General features: G+C 59.1%; 20 protein-coding genes. 14 read left to right on the top strand and 6 right to left on the bottom strand.

The window, feature by feature from the left end; all coding sequences use genetic code 11:
• Positions 1–134 precede the first annotated feature (134 nt).
• Positions 135–686, bottom strand: coding sequence for a TetR/AcrR family transcriptional regulator (locus ACSFE6_RS18565; RefSeq protein ID WP_435428986.1), 552 nt, complete (start codon positions 684–686; stop codon positions 135–137).
• Positions 687–889: 203 nt separating this feature from the next.
• On the opposite strand from ACSFE6_RS18565, the gene mexE reads away from it, so the two are divergent.
• The 3 genes from mexE to ACSFE6_RS18550 are packed head-to-tail and all read left to right on the top strand — an operon-like array spanning position 890 to position 6,756.
• Positions 890–2,149 (top strand): multidrug efflux RND transporter periplasmic adaptor subunit MexE, encoded by a 1,260-nt coding sequence (gene mexE, locus ACSFE6_RS18560; RefSeq protein ID WP_435428985.1) that lies wholly within the window; start codon positions 890–892, stop codon positions 2,147–2,149.
• A gap of 12 nt (positions 2,150–2,161) precedes the next feature.
• A complete protein-coding gene (locus tag ACSFE6_RS18555) occupies positions 2,162–5,341 on the top strand; it encodes an efflux RND transporter permease subunit (RefSeq protein ID WP_435428984.1) in 3,180 nt (1,059 codons plus the stop codon).
• A complete protein-coding gene (locus ACSFE6_RS18550; protein WP_435428983.1) occupies positions 5,338–6,756 on the top strand; it encodes an efflux transporter outer membrane subunit in 1,419 nt (472 codons plus the stop codon). The genes ACSFE6_RS18555 and ACSFE6_RS18550 overlap by 4 nt, the downstream gene beginning before the upstream one ends.
• A gap of 103 nt (positions 6,757–6,859) precedes the next feature.
• Here ACSFE6_RS18550 and ACSFE6_RS18545 read toward each other — a convergent pair whose 3' ends face one another.
• The gene (locus tag ACSFE6_RS18545) at positions 6,860–7,078 is read right to left on the bottom strand and encodes a DUF4287 domain-containing protein (protein ID WP_435428982.1); all 219 of its coding nucleotides are present in this window, start codon (positions 7,076–7,078) and stop codon (positions 6,860–6,862) included.
• A gap of 289 nt (positions 7,079–7,367) precedes the next feature.
• Between ACSFE6_RS18545 and ACSFE6_RS18540 the strand changes: the two genes are divergently transcribed.
• From ACSFE6_RS18540 to ACSFE6_RS18530, 3 genes are all read left to right on the top strand, one after another.
• A complete protein-coding gene (locus ACSFE6_RS18540; protein ID WP_435428981.1) occupies positions 7,368–8,132 on the top strand; it encodes a hypothetical protein in 765 nt (254 codons plus the stop codon).
• A 371-nt stretch (positions 8,133–8,503) separates the two neighbouring features.
• Positions 8,504–9,460 (top strand): hypothetical protein, encoded by a 957-nt coding sequence (locus ACSFE6_RS18535; protein WP_435428980.1) that lies wholly within the window; start codon positions 8,504–8,506, stop codon positions 9,458–9,460.
• A complete protein-coding gene (locus ACSFE6_RS18530) occupies positions 9,457–9,906 on the top strand; it encodes a hypothetical protein (RefSeq protein WP_435428979.1) in 450 nt (149 codons plus the stop codon). The genes ACSFE6_RS18535 and ACSFE6_RS18530 overlap by 4 nt, the downstream gene beginning before the upstream one ends.
• Positions 9,907–10,203: 297 nt before the next feature.
• Here ACSFE6_RS18530 and ACSFE6_RS18525 read toward each other — a convergent pair whose 3' ends face one another.
• Positions 10,204–10,764 carry a YSC84-related protein gene (locus ACSFE6_RS18525; protein WP_435428978.1) on the bottom strand — a complete coding sequence of 187 codons (561 nt, stop codon included), beginning with the start codon at positions 10,762–10,764 and terminating at the stop codon, positions 10,204–10,206.
• 459 nt (positions 10,765–11,223) lie between these two features.
• On the opposite strand from ACSFE6_RS18525, the gene ACSFE6_RS18520 reads away from it, so the two are divergent.
• The 3 genes from ACSFE6_RS18520 (at position 11,224) to ACSFE6_RS18510 (ending at position 16,110) form a co-directional block, all read left to right on the top strand.
• Complete coding sequence (locus ACSFE6_RS18520; protein WP_435428977.1) at positions 11,224–12,096, top strand: DNA/RNA non-specific endonuclease; 873 nt, start codon at positions 11,224–11,226, stop codon at positions 12,094–12,096.
• A 192-nt stretch (positions 12,097–12,288) separates the two neighbouring features.
• Complete coding sequence (locus tag ACSFE6_RS18515; protein WP_435428976.1) at positions 12,289–15,186, top strand: sensor domain-containing phosphodiesterase; 2,898 nt, start codon at positions 12,289–12,291, stop codon at positions 15,184–15,186.
• A gap of 174 nt (positions 15,187–15,360) precedes the next feature.
• The gene (locus ACSFE6_RS18510; protein WP_435428990.1) at positions 15,361–16,110 is read left to right on the top strand and encodes a tetratricopeptide repeat protein; all 750 of its coding nucleotides are present in this window, start codon (positions 15,361–15,363) and stop codon (positions 16,108–16,110) included.
• A gap of 18 nt (positions 16,111–16,128) precedes the next feature.
• Here the strand turns inward: ACSFE6_RS18510 and ACSFE6_RS18505 are convergent, their stop codons facing one another.
• Positions 16,129–16,470 (bottom strand): hypothetical protein, encoded by a 342-nt coding sequence (locus tag ACSFE6_RS18505; protein WP_435428975.1) that lies wholly within the window; start codon positions 16,468–16,470, stop codon positions 16,129–16,131.
• Positions 16,471–16,542: 72 nt separating this feature from the next.
• On the opposite strand from ACSFE6_RS18505, the gene ACSFE6_RS18500 reads away from it, so the two are divergent.
• From ACSFE6_RS18500 to ACSFE6_RS18490, 3 genes are all read left to right on the top strand, one after another.
• Positions 16,543–16,689, top strand: coding sequence for a hypothetical protein (locus ACSFE6_RS18500; protein ID WP_435428974.1), 147 nt, complete (start codon positions 16,543–16,545; stop codon positions 16,687–16,689).
• 83 nt (positions 16,690–16,772) lie between these two features.
• The gene (locus ACSFE6_RS18495) at positions 16,773–17,348 is read left to right on the top strand and encodes a hypothetical protein (protein WP_435428973.1); all 576 of its coding nucleotides are present in this window, start codon (positions 16,773–16,775) and stop codon (positions 17,346–17,348) included.
• Between the two features lie 19 nt (positions 17,349–17,367).
• Positions 17,368–18,045 carry a DUF3313 domain-containing protein gene (locus ACSFE6_RS18490; RefSeq protein WP_435428972.1) on the top strand — a complete coding sequence of 226 codons (678 nt, stop codon included), beginning with the start codon at positions 17,368–17,370 and terminating at the stop codon, positions 18,043–18,045.
• Positions 18,046–18,218: 173 nt separating this feature from the next.
• On the opposite strand, the gene ACSFE6_RS18485 is transcribed toward ACSFE6_RS18490, so the two are convergent.
• A complete protein-coding gene (locus ACSFE6_RS18485; protein WP_435428971.1) occupies positions 18,219–19,208 on the bottom strand; it encodes a zinc-dependent alcohol dehydrogenase family protein in 990 nt (329 codons plus the stop codon).
• A gap of 178 nt (positions 19,209–19,386) precedes the next feature.
• On the opposite strand from ACSFE6_RS18485, the gene ACSFE6_RS18480 reads away from it, so the two are divergent.
• Positions 19,387–20,277, top strand: coding sequence for a LysR family transcriptional regulator (locus tag ACSFE6_RS18480; protein ID WP_435428970.1), 891 nt, complete (start codon positions 19,387–19,389; stop codon positions 20,275–20,277).
• Here the strand turns inward: ACSFE6_RS18480 and ACSFE6_RS18475 are convergent.
• On the bottom strand, positions 20,274–20,948 hold the full coding sequence (locus tag ACSFE6_RS18475) for an NADPH-dependent F420 reductase (RefSeq protein ID WP_435428969.1): 675 nt from the start codon (positions 20,946–20,948) through the stop codon (positions 20,274–20,276). The genes ACSFE6_RS18480 and ACSFE6_RS18475 overlap by 4 nt on opposite strands.
• 222 nt (positions 20,949–21,170) lie before the next feature.
• On the opposite strand from ACSFE6_RS18475, the gene ACSFE6_RS18470 reads away from it, so the two are divergent.
• A complete protein-coding gene (locus ACSFE6_RS18470; protein WP_435428968.1) occupies positions 21,171–21,416 on the top strand; it encodes a hypothetical protein in 246 nt (81 codons plus the stop codon).
• Positions 21,417–21,425 lie beyond the last annotated feature (9 nt).

Below are 21,425 nucleotides of genomic sequence, written 5' to 3'. Positions count from 1 at the left end.
ATTTCTTTTCCTCTCCTTTCGGTGGGCTACATTTCTCCGGGGAAGATGTGCACACGTCGGTTCTTTTTTCTTCTCAACCCCCCCCCTCCGCCCCCCCCCCCTCCCCCACAAGGGAATGTCCGGCACCCTCGAATTCATGACGTCCAGGCCTCGATCACCGACGCCAAAAACTGCTGCGCCAACTCAGGCTTGTCCACCGCCCGGGCGATGAGCATGGCGCCGGCAATCGATGCAATCACCTGCTGCGCCTGCTGACGTTTTTCTTCCTCGCTTTCGCCTTCCACCAAGGGCATCAGGATGTCGATAAAATCCTCAATGCCCTGGGTGAAGGACTGGCTGATGCTGCCGCCATTGCGGGCGACATCGGCGGCCAGCGCGGGAATCGCGCAGCCTTCGGTCCAGTTGTCCAGGTGCTTCTGGGTCAAGTAGCGCTTGACCAGTTCGGGGACCGATTTGGCGTTTTGCCAATTGCGGATGTTGGTCTCGAACGTCCGGGTGACGGCCTCCGAGGCCAGCTGTTCCTTGCCGCCCGGAAACTGTCCGTAGAACCCGCCATGGGTTAATCCGACCGAACGTGAAAGTTCGCCGATCCCGATGCCATCGATGCCTTTTTCCCGATACAGCCTGGAAGCGGCGGTGAGGATCGCCTCCTTGTTCGCCGCGGCTTGGTCTTTCGTCACTTTCATGAGCTGCTCCTGAGGCCAGGAAGGCCTGCCGTGTGCAAGTCGTCGCCAAATGTCTTGTAATGATTATGGTCGTAATATATCGTCGGCGCAAATACATGACAGCAATCATCAATAGCGATTTCCACGTTCATTGCAATCCATTCGTCGACGCTTCGCACCGGGCCGAGACTGCGCACATTCCTAACCTCTGGCGGATACAGCTCATGGAACTATCACTCAACGCTTTTCGTTTCCCCGTTGCCGCATTGGCCCTGACGATGCTCAGCGCGTGCGATCGCGCGCCCGTTGCCGCCAATGCGCCGGGTGCACCGCATGTCACCGTCGCCAAGGTGATCGAGCAGCCCATCACCGAGTGGGATGAAGTGACTGCGCGACTGGAAGCGCCGGAAACGGTTGTGGTGCGTCCACGGGTGTCGGGGCAGATAGATCGGGTTGCCTTCACTGATGGTGAGTCGGTAAAGCGAGGCGATTTGCTGTTCCAGATTGATCCGCGGCCTTTCGAGCACGAAGTGCATCGTCTCGAAGCCCAGTTGCAACAAGCCCGGGCCACGCTGGTTCGTACCGCCAACGAAGCGCAGCGGGGACAACGCTTGCTGGGCAGCAACGCGATTTCTGCGGAACTGGCCGACACCCGTACCACCACCGCGCAAGAAGCCAAGGCCGGCGTCGAGGCCATCCAGGCGCAGCTCGACCTGGCACGCCTGAACCTGAGTTTCACCCGCGTCACCGCGCCGATCACCGGCCGGGTCAGCCGCGCCGAAATCACCGCCGGCAACATCGTCACCGCCGACGCCACACCGCTGACCAGCGTGGTCTCCACCGACAAGGTCTACGCCTATTTCGATGCCGACGAGCGCCTGTTCCTCAAATACACCCAGCTCACCCGCCAGGGCCAGCGCAGCCAGACCACACCGGTGTACATGGGCCTGTCGAACGAGGAGGGCAACACGCATTTGGGGCAGATGAACTTCGTCGACAACCAGGTCAACCCCAAGACCGGCACCATCCGTGGCCGCGCCGTATTCGATAACGCCGACGGCCAATACACCCCGGGTTTGTATGCCCGCTTGAAGCTGGTGGGCAGCGCCGCCTATGCCGGTCTGCTGATCAAGGACGAAGCCGTGGGCACCGACCTCGGCAAAAAATTCGTGCTGGTGGTCGATCAGGACAACAAGACCGTGTACCGCAGCGTCGAGCTGGGGCCGAAGCTCGAAGGCCTGCGCATCGTGCGCAGTGGCCTGCAGAAAGAGGATCGGATCGTCATCAACGGCCTGCAACGGGTCCGCCCCGGTGCCGTGGTCACCCCGCAGGATGCACCTATGGCCGATCCGGAAACCGTCGCGACCCTGACCCGCCAACGGCAGGCCATCGAAGCCGGCAATCAACCGTCCATCCAGGCTCCGGCCTCCGTCAAATCACCCGCGCTGGTGAAGACGGATGCCGCGACTTCACCTCGCGGATAAGGGCACACCGACATGAAATTCTCCCAGTTCTTTATTACGCGCCCGATTTTCGCGGCGGTGCTGTCGCTGTTGATCCTGATCGCCGGCGCCATCTCGCTGTTCCAGTTGCCGATCAGCGAATACCCCGAGGTGGTGCCGCCGACCGTGGTGGTGCACGCCAACTATCCGGGGGCCAACCCCAAGGTCATCGGCGAGACTGTGGCCGCGCCGTTGGAGCAGGCGATCACTGGCGTCGAAAACATGTTGTACATGTCCTCGCAGTCCACGGCGGACGGTCGCTTGACCCTCACCGTGACCTTCGCCCTGGGCACCGACCTGGATAACGCCCAGGTCCAGGTGCAAAACCGTGTGACCCGCACCGAGCCCAAGCTGCCGGAAGAGGTGACGCGCATCGGCATTACCGTCGACAAGGCCTCGCCGGAGCTGACATTGCTGGTGCATCTGGTCTCGCCGGACAAGCGCTACGACATGCTCTACCTGTCCAACTACGCGATCCTCAACGTCAAGGATGAGCTGGCGCGCCTGAACGGCATTGGCGATGTGAAGATGTTCGGCATCGGCGACTACTCGTTGCGTATCTGGCTCGACCCGGACAAAACCGCCTCGCGCAATCTCACGGCGACGGACGTGGTCAACGCCGTGCGCGAACAGAACTGTCAGGTCGCCGCCGGGCAACTGGGCTCGCCGCCGGCACCGAATGCCACCAGCTTTCAGATGTCGATCAACTCCCAGGGCCGCCTGGTCACTGAAGAAGAGTTCGAAAACGTGATCATCCGCAGTGGCCCGAACGGCGAAATCACCCGCCTCAAGGACATTGCCCGCATCGAACTGGGCTCCAACCAATACGCCTTGCGCGCCTTGCTCAACAACCAGGAAGCGGTGGCCATGCCGATCTTCCAGCGCCCGGGCTCCAATGCCATCGACGTCTCCGACCAGGTGCGGGCGAAGATGGCCGAGCTGAAGAAGAGCTTCCCCGAAGGCATGGACTACGAGATCGTCTACGACCCGACCATCTTCGTCCGTAGCTCCATCGAGGCGGTGGTGCACACGTTGTTCGAAGCGCTGATCCTCGTGGTGCTGGTGGTGATCCTGTTCCTGCAAACCTGGCGCGCTTCGATCATCCCGCTGGTGGCGGTGCCGGTGTCGCTGATCGGCACCTTTGCGGTGATGCATCTGCTGGGGTTTTCGCTCAACGCGCTGTCGCTGTTCGGTCTGGTTCTGGCCATCGGCATCGTGGTCGACGATGCGATCGTGGTGGTGGAAAACGTTGAGCGGAACATCGAGTCCGGGCTGGAGCCGGTTGAGGCAACCAAGAAAGCCATGGGCGAAGTCACCGGGCCGATCATCGCCACAGCGCTGGTGCTGTGCGCAGTGTTCGTGCCGGCGGCGTTCATCTCCGGCCTCACCGGGCAGTTCTATAAACAGTTCGCGTTGACCATTGCCATCTCCACGGTGATCTCGGCGTTCAACTCGCTGACCTTGTCGCCTGCCTTGGCGGCGGTGCTGCTCAAGGCTCACGGTGCGCCAAAGGATCGCTTCTCAAAAGTGTTGGATCGTTTGCTCGGTGGTTGGCTGTTCAAACCGTTCAACCGCTTCTTTGAAAAGGCCAGCCACGGTTACATGGTGGCCGTGGCTAAAGTCATTCGCGGTAGCAGCGTGGCCCTGCTGGTCTACGCCGGCCTGATCGCCATGACTTACATGGGTTTCAGTACCACGCCAACCGGCTTCGTGCCGACCCAGGACAAGAAGTACCTGGTGACCTTCGCGCAACTGCCGGATGCCGCGAGCCTTGATCGCACCGAGTCGGTGATTCGCCGCATGAGCACCATCGCCATGAACGAGCCGGGTTTCGACAGTGCGGTGGCATTCCCCGGATTGTCGATCAACGGCTTCACCAACAGCCCGAACGCCGGCATCGCGTTTATCGGCCTGAGCCCGTTCGATGAGCGCAAGGATCCGAGCCTGTCGGCCAAGGCGATTTCCGCTTCGCTCAACGGCAAGTTCGGTGGCATCCAGGACGCCTACATCGCCGTGTTCCCGCCACCACCGGTGCAAGGCCTGGGCACCATCGGCGGTTTCCGCCTGCAGATCGAAGACCGCGGCAACCTGGGGTACGACGAGCTGTACAAAGAGACCATGAACATCATTGGCAAGAGCCGCAGCGTGCCGGAATTGGCCAATTTGTTCACCAGCTACACCGTCAACGTGCCACAGGTCGAAGCCGCCATCGACCGGGAAAAAGCCAAGACCCACGGCGTGAAGATCAACGACATCTTCGACACCCTGCAGGTCTACCTGGGATCGTTGTACGCCAACGACTTCAACCGTTTTGGCCGGACCTATCAGGTCAACGTGCAGGCTGAGCAGCAGTTCCGCCAGGAGCCGGAACAGATCGGCCAATTGAAGGTGCGCAACGATCGGGGCGAGATGATCCCGCTGTCGACGTTCGTGAAGGTCAGTCCGACCTCGGGCCCGGACCGGGTCTCGCACTACAACGGCTTCCTCACCGCTGAAATCAACGGCAGTGCCGCCCCTGGCTACAGCTCCGGCCAGGCACAAGCTGCGATTGAAAATCTGCTGAAGGAAGAACTGCCCAACGGCATGACCTACGAATGGACCGACCTGACCTACCAACAGATCCTGTCCGGTAACACCGCGCTGCTGGTATTCCCGCTCTGCGTATTGCTGGCGTTCCTCGTGCTGGCGGCGTTGTACGAGAGCTGGAGCCTGCCGCTGGCGGTGATCCTGATCGTGCCCATGACCCTGTTGTCGGCGATTGCCGGGGTGATCATTTCCAAGGGAGACAACAACATCTTCACCCAGATCGGCTTGATCGTACTGGTGGGCCTGGCGTGCAAGAACGCGATCCTGATCGTCGAGTTTGCCAAAGACAAACAGGACCAGGGCCTTTCACCGCTGGATGCCGTACTGGAGGCGTGCCGCATGCGTCTGCGGCCGATCCTGATGACCTCGTTCGCTTTCATCATGGGGGTTGTGCCGCTGGTGACCTCCACCGGCGCAGGTTCCGAAATGCGCCGGGCCATGGGGGTGGCGGTGTTCTCCGGCATGCTCGGTGTGACCTTCTTCGGCCTGTTGCTGACCCCGGTGTTCTTCGTCCTGATCCGCCGTTACATCGAACGCAAGCAAGCGCACAAACAAGCCCACGGGCTGAAACTGGAGGTGCAACCATGAATGCTCTGAAGTTGTTTTTACCCAGCCTTCTGGTGACCGCGCTGGCTGCCTGCACGGTGGGACCGGACTACGAAACCCCAGACACACCACCGGCCAACAGCCTGTATGCCAAGGCTGCCAACTACGATCAGACGCGCTTTGAATCGGTGTGGTGGCAGCAGTTCGACGACCCGACACTGAATCAATTGGTTGGTAAAGCCCTCGAAGGCAACCGCGACCTGCGCGTGGCCTTTGCCCGCTGGAAAGCGGCTCGGGCGATTCGCGACGACATCAGCAACGACAACCTGCCGGTGGTCACCAGTCGTGTCAGCAGCGTGCAAGGTAAATCACAGGTGCCGGGCCTGACCGAAAGTCGGGTCAATACCGAGCGTTACGACCTGGGACTGGACATGGCCTGGGAAATCGACCTGTTCGGGCGCATACAGCGAGCACTTGAGTCGAGCGATGCCCGGGAAGACGCGGCCGCGGCGGACCTGCATCAACTGCGGGTGACCATGATCGCTGAATTGGTCGACGCCTACGGGCAACTGCGCGGCGCGCAACTGCGGGAAAAAATCGCCGTGGCCAACCTCAAGAACCAAAGCGATTCACGGGCCGTGACCGTCAGCCTGCGCGATGCCGGCGTCGGCAATGAACTTGACGTGGTACGCGCCGATGCGCGGCTGGCCGCCGTCGAGGCGAGCGTGCCGCAACTGCAAGCGGAACAGGTTCGGCAGCAAAACCGCATTGCCACCTTGCTCGGCGAGCGACCGGACCAATTGAGCGTATCCCTGAATCCGAAAGACCTGCCGGCCATCGCCAAGGCACTGCCTATCGGTGATCCGGCGGAACTGCTGCGCCGTCGCCCCGATGTGCTCGCGGCCGAGCGCCGACTTGCCGCCGCCACGGCGGACGTCGGCGTTGCCACCGCCGATTTGTTTCCCCGGGTCAGCTTGAGCGGCTTCCTCGGCTTCACCGCCGGGCGCGGTTCACAAATCGGTTCCGCCGCGGCCCGTGCCTGGAGCCTCGGTCCGAGCATCACCTGGGCCGCCTTCGATCTGGGCAGCGTACGCGCGCGGATTCGCGGTGCCGATGCCGACGCTGAAGGCGCGCTGGCCACCTATGAACAGCAAGTGCTGCTGGCGCTGGAGGAGTCGGAGAACGCGTTCAGTGATTACGGCAAGCGTCAGCAACGGTTGTTGTCGTTGATCAAGCAGAGCGAATCGAGCAGGGCGGCGGCGGACCTGGCGGCGACCCAATACAGGGAAGGCGCCGTGGACTACCTCGTGCTGCTCGATGCCCAGCGTGAACGCCTCAATGCCGAGGATGCGCAAGCGTTGGGTGAGACCGATCAGTACCGGGCGATTGTGGCGATCTATAAAGCGCTGGGAGGCGGGTGGGACGCCGGTGGTAACAAGGTTGTGATGGTGAACTGAGGCCTAAAAATTTCGCAGCCTTCGGCAGCTCCTACATTTGAAATGCATTTCCCTGTAGGCGCTGCCGAAGGCTGCGATCTTTTTTGGGGGCGCGAGGCCATCATCACTTGTTTGCAGTGGTCGCCAAATGGTGCGCGACCAGGGCATTGGCATGGCCATGGCCCATGCCATGTTCGGTTTTGAGAATGGCCACCATTTCCATGTGCTTCTTGCCCTCCAGGGTTTTGAGAAGGTCCAGCCAATGAGTGACTGGGTGTCCGTACTTCTTTTCAATCGAGGGGAAATACGATGCAGGGCCTTTGACTTTTGCCTCTTCGGTCATGATGCAAACTCCATTTTTTGCGGTTCAGTGAAGCAGATTAGTTGTTTGTAGTAACGCCATTCGTCCATTGAACTTGGGCTGATAGTACCTCTCTAAATAAAATGTGGGAAAATATCCCACGTAAAGGTGCCAGCTGGCTTCGAAGGATCGTGCGCAATTCGCGGTGGCGCTTCAGTACTGCGGATTTAAGGCCGTGCCGGTTGGCTGGTCGCACTATGGGCGGCTGGAAACTCACTGGATTTTGCGTTCGATACGGAGATGACTACGCAGCTCCAAGTGGAGGTGCATCATGCATATCAATAAATGTTTATTGGCGCTGGCCATTGGCGGCGTATTGTCGGCATCGACTGTCCTGGTACCGGATTACATCAGTGGCTTCTCCAGCGCGTACGCCAGAGATGGCGGTAGCGGCGGGGGAGGCGGTTCCGGTAGCGGTGGTGGCGGTAGTGGTCACGGTGGTGGCGGCTCCGGTAGCGGTGGCGGCGGTAGTGGTCACGGCGGTGGCGGCGGCTCCGGTAGCGGTGGCGGCGGTAGTGGTCACGGCGGTGGCGGCGGCTCTGGTAGCGGTGGCGGCGGTAGTGGTCATGGCGGTGATGGCGGCTCCGGAAACGGTGGCGGCGGTAGTGGCCACGGAGGTGATGGCGGTGCCGGCGCTGGCAATAGTGGCCATGGAGGCGTGTCTGGCAATAGCGGTCCGGGCAATGCCCGTGATAACGATGGCGCCAGGAACGCGGCCAGAAACGACGCAGATGCAGCCCGAGACGCAGCCCGCGCTGAGGCGGACGCCACTCGCGATGCCGCCCGAGCCGATGCGGACGCCGCCAGGGCCGCTGCGAGAGCGGCTGGCGATCCGAATGCGGACGCCACCCGAGATGCCGCCAGGGCCGCGGCCGATGCAACCCGGGATGCGGCCAGAGCCGCAGCTGATGCGACCCGAGATGCCGCCAAGGCTCAGGCGAACGCCGCCAGGGATGCGGTGGATGCTCCGGACGCTCCGGACGCTCCGGATGCACCGGATGCACCGGATACGGACGTGGCCGAGGCACGGAACTAGGGCAAAAATGGAGACACCCCTAAGCCGATCTGGAGTCAACGTCAAAAGATCGCAGCCTGCGGCAGCTCCTACATTTAAAACGCGTTCCTCTGTAGGAGCTGCCGCAGGCTGCGATCTTTTTGCCGTTATGGCGTCACCCCCCCCAAATTAAAAATGGGGACGGATGTATTTACCGGGTGAGGCTCGCTCTCGGGCAGGCATATTTACGCAATAATAAATCTGCCCCCATTCTTCCTTCCGCAACAAACACCGCCGAACCATTCACAAATTCGACCTAGTCGGGTGGCTTTGCGCCATCACTGGTTCTCATCTAGATTCCATAACGGAGCAATCGCTCACGTCGAGCGCAGGCTTACCTGAGGGTTCTTGCTATGCGAGTGTCTGCGGTTAATCGATTTGCCAAAACCTATAGTGCAGTGGCCCTACTGACCATTTTATCTGCATGCGTGAACTTGGAGGAGGTTCAGAAGTTTTCTAGCCAGTCTGCAGCTCTAACAGCTTCCAACGAAATAAATAGCTACTTAAAAGAGGGGCCGGAACGACAAAAGGAATATGAGTATATTAGCCAAAGATTAGTTGAAAGTGTTGATTGTAGTGCAGTGGCAAACGATGATGAGCCCTGTCCGCCTGTGTTAAAAGCCCCGCTTTTCCCGTTTGGCCTCACCAGTGATAATCAAAGGGCGATTGCAAGTCTACATAAGGTTATATCGAAGTACATGGCGAATTTGGCCGTTCTTGCCGGTGACAACCTTGTTTCTGTTGAAGGGAGTGTCAATGATTTAGTCAGCAATTTAAATAATCTGCCCTACACCGTAAATGCTGACTCTAAGGAGAAAAAAGAAAAGCAGAATGCTGCATATGGCGCAATTTTAAAGCTTATCAGTATCCCCCAGGACATCTGGCGGCAATATGAGCTGAAGAAGGTGATAGAGGAGAATGACGAAAGCGTTATGACGTTAACTGTCCTGCTTTCTCAGGTATTGAAAGATCAGTCCGATCAAATAGAGAAAGAAAAAGTGGTTGTTGACAGTTGGTATGATGAAGCCTTGGCAAAGTTTCCGCCAAAATCTATGGATGGCCTACTCACCGTTGCGCAATCCAGGAATGCCAAGCTGGCAGATATTCTCGCCAAGAAAAATGCTGCACTGAAATATTCGGCAGCACTTAAGGAGATAGGAGATACCCATCACAAGCTAGCCGTTGAGTCTGGCTCGTTGGATTCGGACTCAGGCAAGAGAATCATCGCCTACGTTAAAGCTGCAAGAGAAAAGGTCGTAGCCGCTCGAAAACAGTATGACGAAGCATTCAAGGGAGAGTCTGAAAAATGAGCCAAGACAAAATCGATGCAGCCAGCCTATACAAGATATACCAAGGCTACATGAAAGCTCATACTGATCTAGCTAAAAAAATAGCTATCGAATACAAAAAAACCAAGAAAGATCGCATCAAACAAAGCATATTAGACAAGCGCCAGGATGAAGCAGCTCAAATTTTGAAAGGTGCAGCGGATGCCTATAATCTTTATATAGCTAAAGCCGTAAGCGAGATTGAAGGTTCAGTTACGACGATCAACGAAGGGATCGAAGACGCAGCGGATGTCATTAAAAAGCTGAAAATTGCAGATCAAACAATTAAAGTTATTTCTAAGTTGGTTGAGATTGCGCTGGTGATCGGAGCATCCGCCGGCAATTGGACAAACCTTGGGAAGCTACCTGGTTTGGTAAAGGATCTTGCGGAACTAGTCAAAGAGGCGAAAGAAGCTGAGCCGGTTTAGCTGAGGGCGAGGGCTGTTGACGTAGTCCCTTAATAATCATGCAGTTGAGCGTTTCTCATGGATACATTGCATGGTGTTCTCTGCGGAGGCACACCCCTAGACTGGAGAGACGCCGATGCAACCGGGATGCGGCCAGAGCCGCTGCTGACGCGCAGAATAGGGACGTGGCCGAGGCACGGAACCAGGTCTGTCAGTTCAGCAATGAAATGGCGGCAGCTCTTACAGAGGAACGCGTTTTAAATGTAGGAGCTGCCGCAGGCTGCGATCTTTTTGCCGTTATGGGGTCACCCCCCGGCTTCAGCGCTTGATCAGAGAAATCTTCGTACCCTCGATGCTGATGCCCGCCATCAACCCTTGCTGGTCGAAGATGAACGCATACGCGTCTTCCTTCAGCGTCGAACTGGACAAGTTCTTCGCAACCCCCTCATCAACCATGACAACCGTTGGGCCTACGCCGATTTCCCAGCCTTTGGTCTCTGCAATGTATTTCACCGCTTTGTCGGTCATGAGAAAGACTACATAGCCATAGGATTGGGCGCCGGCCTGCAGCCCCCATGAGCCGCTGACGGAGTTGTAATAGTCTTCCACTTTCGTGCCTTTCATGAGTACGCCTTCACCATAGCTGCCGCCGAACACAAGACCGGCCTTGATGATTTTCGGGAAGACAAGCACCGCTTTGGCTTTTTGCGAGATGGTTTCAGAGAAGGGATGGGTCTTGTAGAGCGTATGCAACGCTTGCCGAGAGTCGGCATTGAGGTCTTCGGCGGTGGCCGCTCCCGCAGTGTTCAGGAGACTCGCCGAGACCAATGACGCTGCTGCGAGGAAGAGCGAAAGGAAGAACCGCATGGATTGATTCATTTCCGTACTCCGTTAAGAGAGCATTGGATCAAAGCAGTGGCGAGCACCTGCCTTGGACAGGCGTCGAACCCACTGAACGTTATCCGGCGCACCCTGAAGGCGCACCCTGAAGTGTGCGGATTGCAAGCTTCGCACTTGAGTTAAGCCTAAACGGGGCTGTTCATCAGTCGCGATGCCATCATTGGTTGTGACCATTGCGCGGAGATCGGGTTCGTCTTCAGCAGCGAGGGCTGGTCATTACCTGTACCTGTCGATTTTCTTTTTCGACGCGCAGCGGTGAACGCAATGCAGCAGCGGTATAGCACTAAAGGGACTTGTGGCGGTCAATGAGACCGTATTTTTGACCAAGGACAGTGAAAGCATGCTCGCCGCCCCATAATCTGCAACAGCCTCCAAATGGCTCCATTGATCGGGGCCCACCCCACGTTTACCTCTCAATCCCATTCGAAGATTTAACGCATGCACCTACGCAACATTGCAGTCGGGCTGTCGGCCCTTGTTTTGCTTTCCGCCGGGGCAGAAGCCCGCAGCCTGCTGGACCTCATCAAGCCGCCCACCCAGCATCAGGAACACGTTTCCCGCTCGGGCTCGATCAGCCAGAGCGCGGCGTTGGACCTCTATTCCAGCAAACAGAAGCAGGCCTCGTTCGACGGCTGTGCCGATCTGTTCCCGGCCGCCAGGCCGATCAACCTGGCCACTGTGCCGGCAACCATGAACCCCATGGCCCTGTGTTCCGACAACTTCGCGGTGTTGTACTCGCAAACCAGCAAGACGCCGCTGGTGGTGGTAGAGCGCCTTAATGCAGCGCAGTTGCAGGACGCCAAAGGAGAAGAGCGCACCAATCAGTTCTATCCGGACCCACGCATCCCCAAAGGTGGACGGGCAGAGTTGAGCGATTACCGTAGCCAGCATCCGGCAGTGGACCGGGGTCATCAATCCCCGGCGGCCGATGCGCCGAACCCCAATGCCATGGCCCAATCTTTCGCGCTGTCGAACATGGTGCCGCAGGACCCCACCAATAACCGCAAGGTCTGGAGCAAGGTCGAGTCCGATGTCAGAAAGTTTGCCCAGCGGGCCAACGGCAATGTGTTTGTCTTCACGGGCCCGCTCTTTGACCCGGATCACACCACCGTCGGCGACAACAAGGTCTGGGTGCCGACTCGCCTGTTCAAGCTGGTCTACGACGCTTCGTCCAAGCGGGCCTGGGCTTATGTATTACCCAACGCAGAAACCCGTGTTGAGCGACCGATGGACTACGACACGTTCGTGAAAACCACAGGGCTCAAGTTGCTGGGCAATCTACCGGTGACAGGTTCCGTGGGCCGTACTTGATGGCTTGCACATGAACGCAATGCACCCCCGAAGGTAGGGGGGGGCATCCCACGGGATGCGATCCAAATCGCACATCCAGCATAAAACCATTGAAAAAAGCCGCGATAAGCTTTAAACGGAAGCGTCATTGGCACATTGCTAGCAAATAAAAAAGGTCAGTGACTATCGCCATTCTTGGCTCAGGGAGTGCTAATGAGTGTTCGTCCATTGACCGACTTTCCGCGGCAATCGAACGATTGCGACGTTGTCGCATCTCAACCCAAAGGGAACCTGGATACCGTTGGCATGGCCTACGCTGGCAATCAGGACACAATCGAGCAGTTGATGGACTCGGCGCGCAGTTGGGCCCATACCACTTCGTGGGCGGTTTATCGCGCCGGTGAACAGATGCATTGGGTCGGTCAGGGCGACCCGCAGGCGCAGTGGCCGTCAAGCGTCGCCAATGAAGAGTTCGAAGCCTTTTGCCGGACGCGGAATCTGCATCGCTGGCCGACCGGCAAAGGTGAGAGCGTGCTGGGATGGTTGCTCGCGCCAATCGAGGATGCCGCGCAGCCAGCGCTCGCCGAGTTTGCCCTACGCCTGGGCATCGAAGTGCAGACCAATACCCTTGCCCGTGCGCAGATTACCCAGCGCGTACTCTATGAAATTACCTACCTGGCCAGTTCGACCCGTGACCGCTCAGTTTTTCTGGTGGGGGTTCACCGGCTGCTGGCCAGCCTGATCGACGCCGAGAACTTCTATCTCGCGCTGTATGACCCGCACACCGGCAAGATTGACTACCCGTACTACGTCGACATCATCGATGTTGATGCCGTGGAGTCCTCGCACTACGAATACCTCGACCCGTCGCACCTGTCGTTGACCGGCCAGGTGTTGACCAGTGGCCAGCCATTGCTGATCGACGCGGCCGGCATTCTCACGGCCCAGGCCCAGGGCCGTTTCCACTGCATCGGTGATCGCCCCGAGTTCTGGATGGGCGCACCGTTGAAAAATGCCTCGGACGAAGTGTTTGGCATGCTGGCGATGCAGGTCTACGACGTTTCTCGTACCTACAGCGCCGAGGACCGTGCGCTGTTTCTGGTGGTGGCCCGCCATGTGGCGATGGCGCTGGATCGACTTCTGCACCGGGCGGACCTGGAAGAAACGGTGATGCGTCGCACCCTGGAGCTGTCGGCGCTCAACGATGCCTTGAGGCAGGAAGTGGCAGACCGTGAGCGCGCCGAACACCTGCAGAGTGTGCTGTTCCAGATTGCCGAACTGTCGAGCCAGCCCGGCGACATGGCTGAGTTGTTTCAATCCTTGCACGGCATCGTCGGTGATTTGCTGTTCGCGCAGAACTTCTACATCGCGCTGTTCGATGACGCGACCACTGAAGTGACCTTTCCGTATTACGTTGATGAGCGGCAGACGATCTGCCCGGCGGCACGGCGTGGGCGCCGGGGACTGACCGAGTACGTTATCCGTCAGCGTCGACCTTGCCTGATTGATGTTGCCGAAGCAGAACGATTGTCTGCGCAGGGTGAAATCGAAATCGCCGAGGAGTATTTCCGGTCTTATTCCTGGCTGGGTATTCCCTTGTTCGAGGGCGATGCGGTGCGTGGTGTACTGGCGGTGCAAAGCTATACATCGCGGGTGCGCTACACCCAGCGCGATCAGGAACTGCTGACATTCGTGTCGCGGCACATCGACACCGCCTTGTCGCGACGCACCGCCGCCGAGGCGATTCATGCCGCCAACCTCAAGCTGGAAGCCCGGGTGCAGGACCGCACCCGTGAGCTCGATCACGCCAACGCCAAACTGCAACACGAAAACGCCCACGATGCCCTGACCGGACTGCCGAATCGTACCTACCTGCAACAGCGCCTCCACCAGGCCTGGTCACGGTTCGGCAGCGAAGGCGGGCACCTGGCGGTGATGTTCATCGATCTCGACCGTTTCAAGATGGTCAATGACAGCCTCGGCCACCATTTTGGCGATCTGCTGTTGATGCAGGCCGCCCACCGTTTACGTGGCTGTCTGCGAGAAACCGACATGCTTGCGCGCCTGGGAGGCGATGAGTTTTCGGTGCTCGCGCCCGAAGCGACGCTGGAAGTGCTGATCGAAATCGCCGAGCGGATCCTGGTGGCCTTCGACTTGCCGTTTTTCATCAACGGCCATGAAGTGTTTTCCTCGTGCAGCATCGGCATCGTCAGCGCCGATACCCAGTTCCATCACGAGCCCGCCGACTTGCTGCGCGATGCCGATGCGGCGATGTACCGGGTCAAGAGTGCCGGGCGCGACAGCTACGCGGTGTTCAACCAGGAAGTGCGGCGGGAAGTCTCGGACCAGGTTGAACGTGAAGGCGCCTTGCGTAACGCGCTCAAGCGCACTGACGAACTGTTGCCGTATTTCCAGCCGATTGTCAGCGTCGACAGCGGCGAACTGGTGGCCCTCGAAGCGCTGATCCGCTGGCATCAACCGGGTGGGCGGGTAATCGCGCCGGGCGAGTTTTTGCCGGATGTCGAGGGCCTGCGGCTGATCGGCCGACTGGATCTCTACATGCTCAACAGCATTGCATTGATCCTCGCGCAACCCGAGCACGCCAACTGGCCGCCGGTGCACGTCAATTGCTCCAGCTACAGCATGGCGCGCCCGGAATTCGCGGGTGAAGTGCTGGCCTTGTTGGCGCGGCACCGGGTCTCGCCGTCGCGGATCTGCCTGGAATTGACCGAAGGCGCGCTCGTCGCCGAACCGGCGATTGCCCGGCAAACCATGCAGCAATTGGCGGATCACGGCATGTCCGTGGTGCTCGACGACTTTGGCGCAGGCTTTTCATCCCTGAGCTATGTACACCAATACCGTTTCAGCGGCTTGAAGATCGACAAGTCGTTCATCCTCGAACTGACCAGCAGCCCCCGCAGCCGTGCCATCGTCCGGGCGATCGTGCGGATGGCCGAATCGCTGGACTTGAATGTGGTCGCCGAAGGTGTCGAGGACGTCGCGACGCTGGACTTGCTGCGGGAAATGGGGGCAGGGCAGGCCCAGGGTTACTACTTTGCCAGGCCGATGGGGTTGGAGGCGTTGCTGGCGAGTTCGCTGGTGGGGCGCTAAAGGGGCTCCGGATTAATCGACCTGATCAGGCGTTTCGTCGCTTACCGTGGCGCCGAGGCCACTCATCCCGGAACTTCAACGGGGCGGTCCGGTCGATAGTGGCCCCTTCAACTCACTCCAGCCGAGCGGCGTAGGAGGGCCGTGCTGCCCAGAGACCTGCCGAGTCCGTCCCCGATGCCAACCAAGCGCTATCTTCTAGGTTTCCTCGTGGCGTTCTACGCCGCCGCGTCGCATTGCTCTTTCGCGGCAGAACGAAAAACCACCCCGCACAGCAACAACGCCTCAACCGCCCTGATTGAATCGGCCTCGCAGCTATATGCCAATGGCCAACTGGACCAGGCCGCCTCCACCCTGGAGCGCGCCCTGCATATCCAGCCGAACAACCCCGCAACCCTGCATTACCTCGGCGTGTTGCGTCTTCAGCAGGGGCAATACCAGCAGGCTGAAACCCTGGCGGTGCGCTCGAACATGCGGGTCGGTCAAAACGTCGCGCTGCGCAATCGCAACCTGCAATTGATCCAGGCCGCGCAAAACGCCCAGGCATCGAACAACCCGCCTAACGCCGGCGAGCGTCTGGCCGCGGTACAGCAGGGACTGGAAGAAGAGGTTAAACAGCGCCGCGAAGCAGAAGGGGCCGCTGCAGGCAATCTGCGTGAGACGGGAGCCCTTACTCTCGAACCAGCGACACAGGTAGCGGCCCAGCCCACAATGGATAGCTCGCCGGCAGAACGGAACGTGCCAATGGCTGCTGTTCAGCCAGCCCCGGTCTACGATGAGGTGGAGATTCCCCGCGGTCATTGGCCGCCACCGGGTAAATGCCGAATCTGGTTCCCCGATCGCCCGCCGGGGCATCAACCTAAGCCAGGGAAGTGCAAGAAGCTGAGGGATCGGGTGCCGGCGGGGGCTTATTTGGTGCGGGGGTGAATTTTCGAATGCCCGCATTCAATACTTGATATCCCTGGCTTTTTGACGTCCTTCCTGCTTCGTTTGCCGCTTATCCTGCCGACAACGGGGATTGCTCTGGACATCGGCCGCTCGACAATCCTGTTTCGTCTCACGTGCATCCTGGCGCGTTTCCTGCCTGACATCGCGCGCGGCACGGCGTTTCTCGGCTCGTTCGGTGGCCGCCCAGGATGCCCCGTTCGCCACCAGAAGAAAAATCATGGCCATCCAGCCAAACGTCCTGTGCGTTTTCATAATCTGATCTCCAGGAACTCGATGTCGGATTTTAAGTACAGCTGATTTCCAGGCGTCCCGCAGATTATGGAACTGCCATTCATCCAAGCGATGTCCATTGCTCGCGTCCGAGGGTGCATCCGGTGAGCCTGTCGATGATGTCCCTTTACGGTCCCCTTTATGCGTCCAGCTGCAATCGACCCAAAAACTGCCAAATGCATTCAAGGCGAGGACATCCAGTTCAACTCCAACCTGCTGATCGAAGACCTGATGAAGACGGAGAACAACTTCGTCGACACGGTGACCGGGCGTCTGGGCAATCAATGACTATGCTTTGACCTAATGCGCAAACCGCTCCGACCTGTGATCCATAGCGTTGATCTACCCGCCAATACCAGAAAGACAGGCCCATGAAACCGACTCCCTCCCTTGTCGTTGTTGCCCTTGCCTCAATCATGGCCGCTATCGGCTTCACGGCGGATGCAGCCGAGGTGCCACTAGGTAGCCATTCCATGGAAAGTCACATCATTACGCGGGTGCTGGCCGTTGATCCGGGAAATCATCAAGTCACCATCGAGGACGCCAATAAAAGCCCGGTATCCATACAGCTCACGGAAAAAGCCAAGGCTCTGGACAACCTGAAGGTGGGCGACAAGGTCGATATCCACGTTGTTCGCTCAGTGGCCTATGTACTTGACACGAATGTCGACGCTGCACCAGGGGTAAGCAGTGAATCAATGACTGTCCGTGCCACACAGGACAATCCTGATCCGGGCGGCGAGGCGGTTCGCAGGGTCAAGGTCACGTCAAAGATCACTCGCATTGACTTGAAAAAGCATGAAGTGACCTTGCTACCTCCAGAGGGCGAGCTGACCGTCCTGAAGGTAGAGGACCCCAAGCTTCAGGCCCGTATGAAGAAACTCCAGGTGGGACAGACGATCAACGCCATTTACACCGAGGTCATGAAAATCAAAACCTCGCGCTAACAAAAAGGGGACACCCACTATGACCTCGGCCCGTAAACTGTTTGTCGGCGTCGCACTGACCAGCCTGCTTCTCGGCGGCTGCACCTCCCAGGTCACTGAGCGCGAGCAGTACTCCGGTTTCCTGTCCGACTACAACAACCTGGAGGAAGTGACCACTGCCTCGGGTGAGAAGGCACTGCGCTGGGTAAGCCCGTCGTGGAATCCCAACGCGTACGACACCATAGCGTTCAGAACACTGGAGTTTTATCCCGCGCCAAAACCCGATGAGCGGGTCAATCGGCAGACACTGGCCGAATTGCAGGACTTCATGTCCAGAAAGGCCAAGCTCGCGCTGGGCCAGAAGTACCAGCGGGTGTCTAACGCGGGCGCAGCACGGGCCGGGTCACGCCCTCTGATCCTGCGTGCGGCCATCACGGGCGTCAGCGCTTCGAACGAGGGCATGAAGTGGTATGAAGTGATGCCGATCGCGGCCGTTGTAGGCGCGACACAGGCCGCTACAGGTTACCGGGATCAAGACACCAATCTGTTTATCGAAGCCGAGTTCATTGATGCGAAAACCAACCAGACAATGGTCAAAGTGGTGCGCAAGCTGTTCGGAAGCCAGCTGGAGAACGAGAGCCAGCGAATCACCACCAAAGACTTTAAAGACGCTATTGAGAAATTGAGTAGCGATCTGCGGGCGTTTGTCCGCAATTGAATTCACGGCCAATCGGATGTTGGATCAGATTGATCCGCCTGATGCAGAAAACCTGTAGGCGCTCTGTAGGAGCTGTCGAGTGCAACGAGGCTGCGATCTTTTAAAGGCAAGATCAAAAGATCGCAGCCTTCGGCAGCTCCTACAGGGGATTGCGTGAATCCCGGTGCAAATGCTTAAACCGTCACCACAACCTTCCCAACCTGCTGGTTAGCCTCCAGAAACCGGTGTGCCTCCTGAATCTCGTCAAGCGTGAACGTTCTGGCGATGATCGGCGAAAGCGCACCCGAGGCCAGGCCGTCGAGGATGAAGGTTTTGGCCCGGGCGAGGGTGGCCGGGTCCGAGACGATTTCCGAGTAGAGGTAGCCCTTGAGGGTCAGGCTTTTGCCCAGCACGGTGAACAGCGGGAACGGCGTGGGTTCGGGGCTTAAGGCTCCGTACTCCAGCAGAATGCCACCCCGGGCCATGCTCTGGGTGAGCGGTTCGAAGGACGGGCCGCCCACCGGATCGAATACCACGCGAGCACCCTTGCCGTCGGTCAATGCCATGACCGCTTCGACCAGGTCCTCTTCATCGCTGACGATGACATGGGCCGCACCGGCGTCCAACAGTGCCTGTTTTTTAGCGCGGGTACGGGTGACGGCAATCGCGGTGGCGCCGACCATTTTGGCGATCTGGAAGGCGGCCAGGCCGACGCTGCTGGAAGCGGCGGTGACCAGTACAAATTCATCCTTCTGCAGTTTGGCCTGTTCGACCAGGGCGCCCCAGGCAGTGACGTATTGCATCCAGGACGCCGCGGCCTGTTCGAAGGACAGGTTGTGCGGGTGCTTGACGGTGAGGTGAGCGGGGACGTTCGCCAGTTCGCCGTAAGTGCCCCAGCGCGCGATGTCCAGTGGCGGAATTACGCTGACCGCATCGCCGGCCTTGAAGTCGCTGACGTCGGCACCGACGGCGACCACGACACCGGCCGCTTCATAGCCCAGGCGACTGGGGAATTGCGCTTCCTGCAGGTAGGCGTGGTTGCGGAACATGACTTCCGCCCGATTCAAGCCAATGGCCCTGACTTCAATTTGCACTTCGTCCGGCGCTGGCGCAGGCACATCCACCGCCTCCAGTTTCAAAACGCTTGCGTCGCCGTATTCGTGAATCCTGACAATGCGTGCCATGTTGACCTCTTCTGACATTAATGAGGTCGGTGTTTGCCGACCTGAAACCCGGTGAAAGCCTAGTCCCGATTGCGCCCGATGGGCTCGTGTGCGTCGCTGACATGGCCGTCAATTTAGGCGTTGGTCCGTGTCGGATAAAGGCCTACGATGGCGCAACACTAGAAACATAGGGTTTCCAATGGATCGCCTTACCTTGATGGCCACCTTCGTCAAAGCAGTGGAGATGGGCTCCTTCAGCGCGGTGGCGGATGAGCTCAATCTGTCTCCGCAACTGGTGGGCAAACAGGTCAAAATGCTGGAGCAGCATTTGGGCGTGTCCCTGCTCAATCGAACCACCCGCAAGCAAAGCCTCACCGATTTTGGCCGCACCTTCTACCAGCGGGCCAAGCTGATTCTGGCCGATATGGACGCCGCCGAAGAAATGGCCGCCGTGACTCGGGGCGTTCCCAGCGGTCGCCTGCGGATCAATGCCCCGGTCACCTTTGGCGTGACCACGCTATCGCCGCGCTTGCTGGAGTACATGGTCAGGTATCCGCAGGTGTCCGTGGATTTGACCTTATCCAACGAACTGGTCGATCTGGTGGAGGGGGGCTATGACGTGGTGTTTCGGATAGGCGAGCTATCGGACAGCGGTCTGAAAGCCTTGCCCCTGACGCCTTACCAGATGGTGCTCTGCGCGGCGCCGGCCTATCTGGCGCGGCGGCCGCCCATCACCACGCCGTGGGACCTTCAGGAGCATGAATGCCTGGCGTTTGCCTATTCGGACGGGCGCTCGCACATCCGGCTCGAAGGGCCGCAGGGCATTATCGATGTGCCGATTAAAAGCCGTTTGACGATTAATCAGGGCGATCCATTGCTGGCCGCCGCGGTGGCGGGACTGGGTGTGGTGCTGCTGCCGTCGGAACTGGTCAGGGATGCGCTGCGAAGCGGAACCCTGGTGAGCCTTCTGCCGGATTACACCGTGCCGGTGTCGCCGATGAACCTGTTGTACGCCCCTGACCGCCGTTTGACGCCCAAGCTTCGAAGCTTCATGGACTTTGCCAAGGCTGTGTTTGGCGCTATCCGTTAAAGCCCCAGCTTGCGCTTGAGCTCATCCTCGCTCCAGGCACCGCTGAGCGGGCCGCCCGGCAGGCCTTCATTGGCACGCGCCAACGGCAAGAGCACAGGCACGAATCCGGCGTCGCGCACCAGGCGGGCGCCCAGCTCCCGGGCTTGGGCGTCGTCGGCGAACACCGGAATCGCCTTGCCCTGGCCAGACAGGTCTTTCATTGAGGCGAAACCGATGGCGTTGAACCCTCGCGCCAGGTGTATCCCGGGAAAATACTGCTGGTCCGCCGAGGCGACGCCCAGCTCCAGCGCCTTGCGCCCGATGTCGCCGTCTCGGCCGCTGAAGGGGTTGCTGGTGCTGAACACCACCTTGCCGTCGAGCTTGCCCTTGAGCTGGTCGGACAGCACCGGCATGGCGCCGTAGGGCACGCTCAACACGATCACATCGCCCCAGTCCGCGGCGTCGCTGACCGAGCCCGCCCGGGCGTTGGGGCCGGCGGTCTCGACCAGACCTTTCAGTTCCTCGGGGTGGCGTGAAGAGAACATCACCGAATGCCCGGTCTTGGCCCATAGCGTGCCCAGCGTGCCGCCGACCTTGCCGGCGCCGATCACGCCGATCTTGAGACTGTCTGCCATGGCCAGGCTGGTGCACAGGGCCAGGCCGGCCAACATCAAAAAGAGGATTCTGGACATGTGCAGGCTCCTGTGTTGGAAAGCGATCCAGTCACCAACGTAGTAGAGCCCGTGCATAAACGAAAGCTACGAGCGCGACCGTGCGTCAGCCAGGCGACCCAGTGACCTCCATAGAGTGCTTTGCCAGCGGAATCATTAAGTTACATAGCGGTCATAGTTATAGCTGAACGTTATCCCGAGCAGCCATAACCCTTTAATACCTCCCACGTTTAGGGCGTTACCATGAATCGCGCAGTCCTCATGATCCTGGCCATTTTCACTACCTTGTTGTTAGGAGGCTGCGGTCCTCACTGGGACGATGGAGAGCGGTACGGCCGCTATTACGACCATGATCATCGGCGTGGTTACGACCAGGGGGATGACGATGATCAAGGTTATGGCCGCCGATACGATCGTCGTGGCTATGATCGTAGCGACTATGATCGAGATCACCGCCGTTACCGCGACCGCGACGACAACGACGACTGATCCGCGACA

The sequence above is a fragment of the Pseudomonas baetica genome (assembly GCF_051216495.1).
GTDB lineage: Bacteria > Pseudomonadota > Gammaproteobacteria > Pseudomonadales > Pseudomonadaceae > Aquipseudomonas > Aquipseudomonas baetica_B.
The sequence above is the reverse complement of the archived record's forward strand: the minus strand, read 5'-3'. Positions and strand labels throughout refer to the sequence as shown.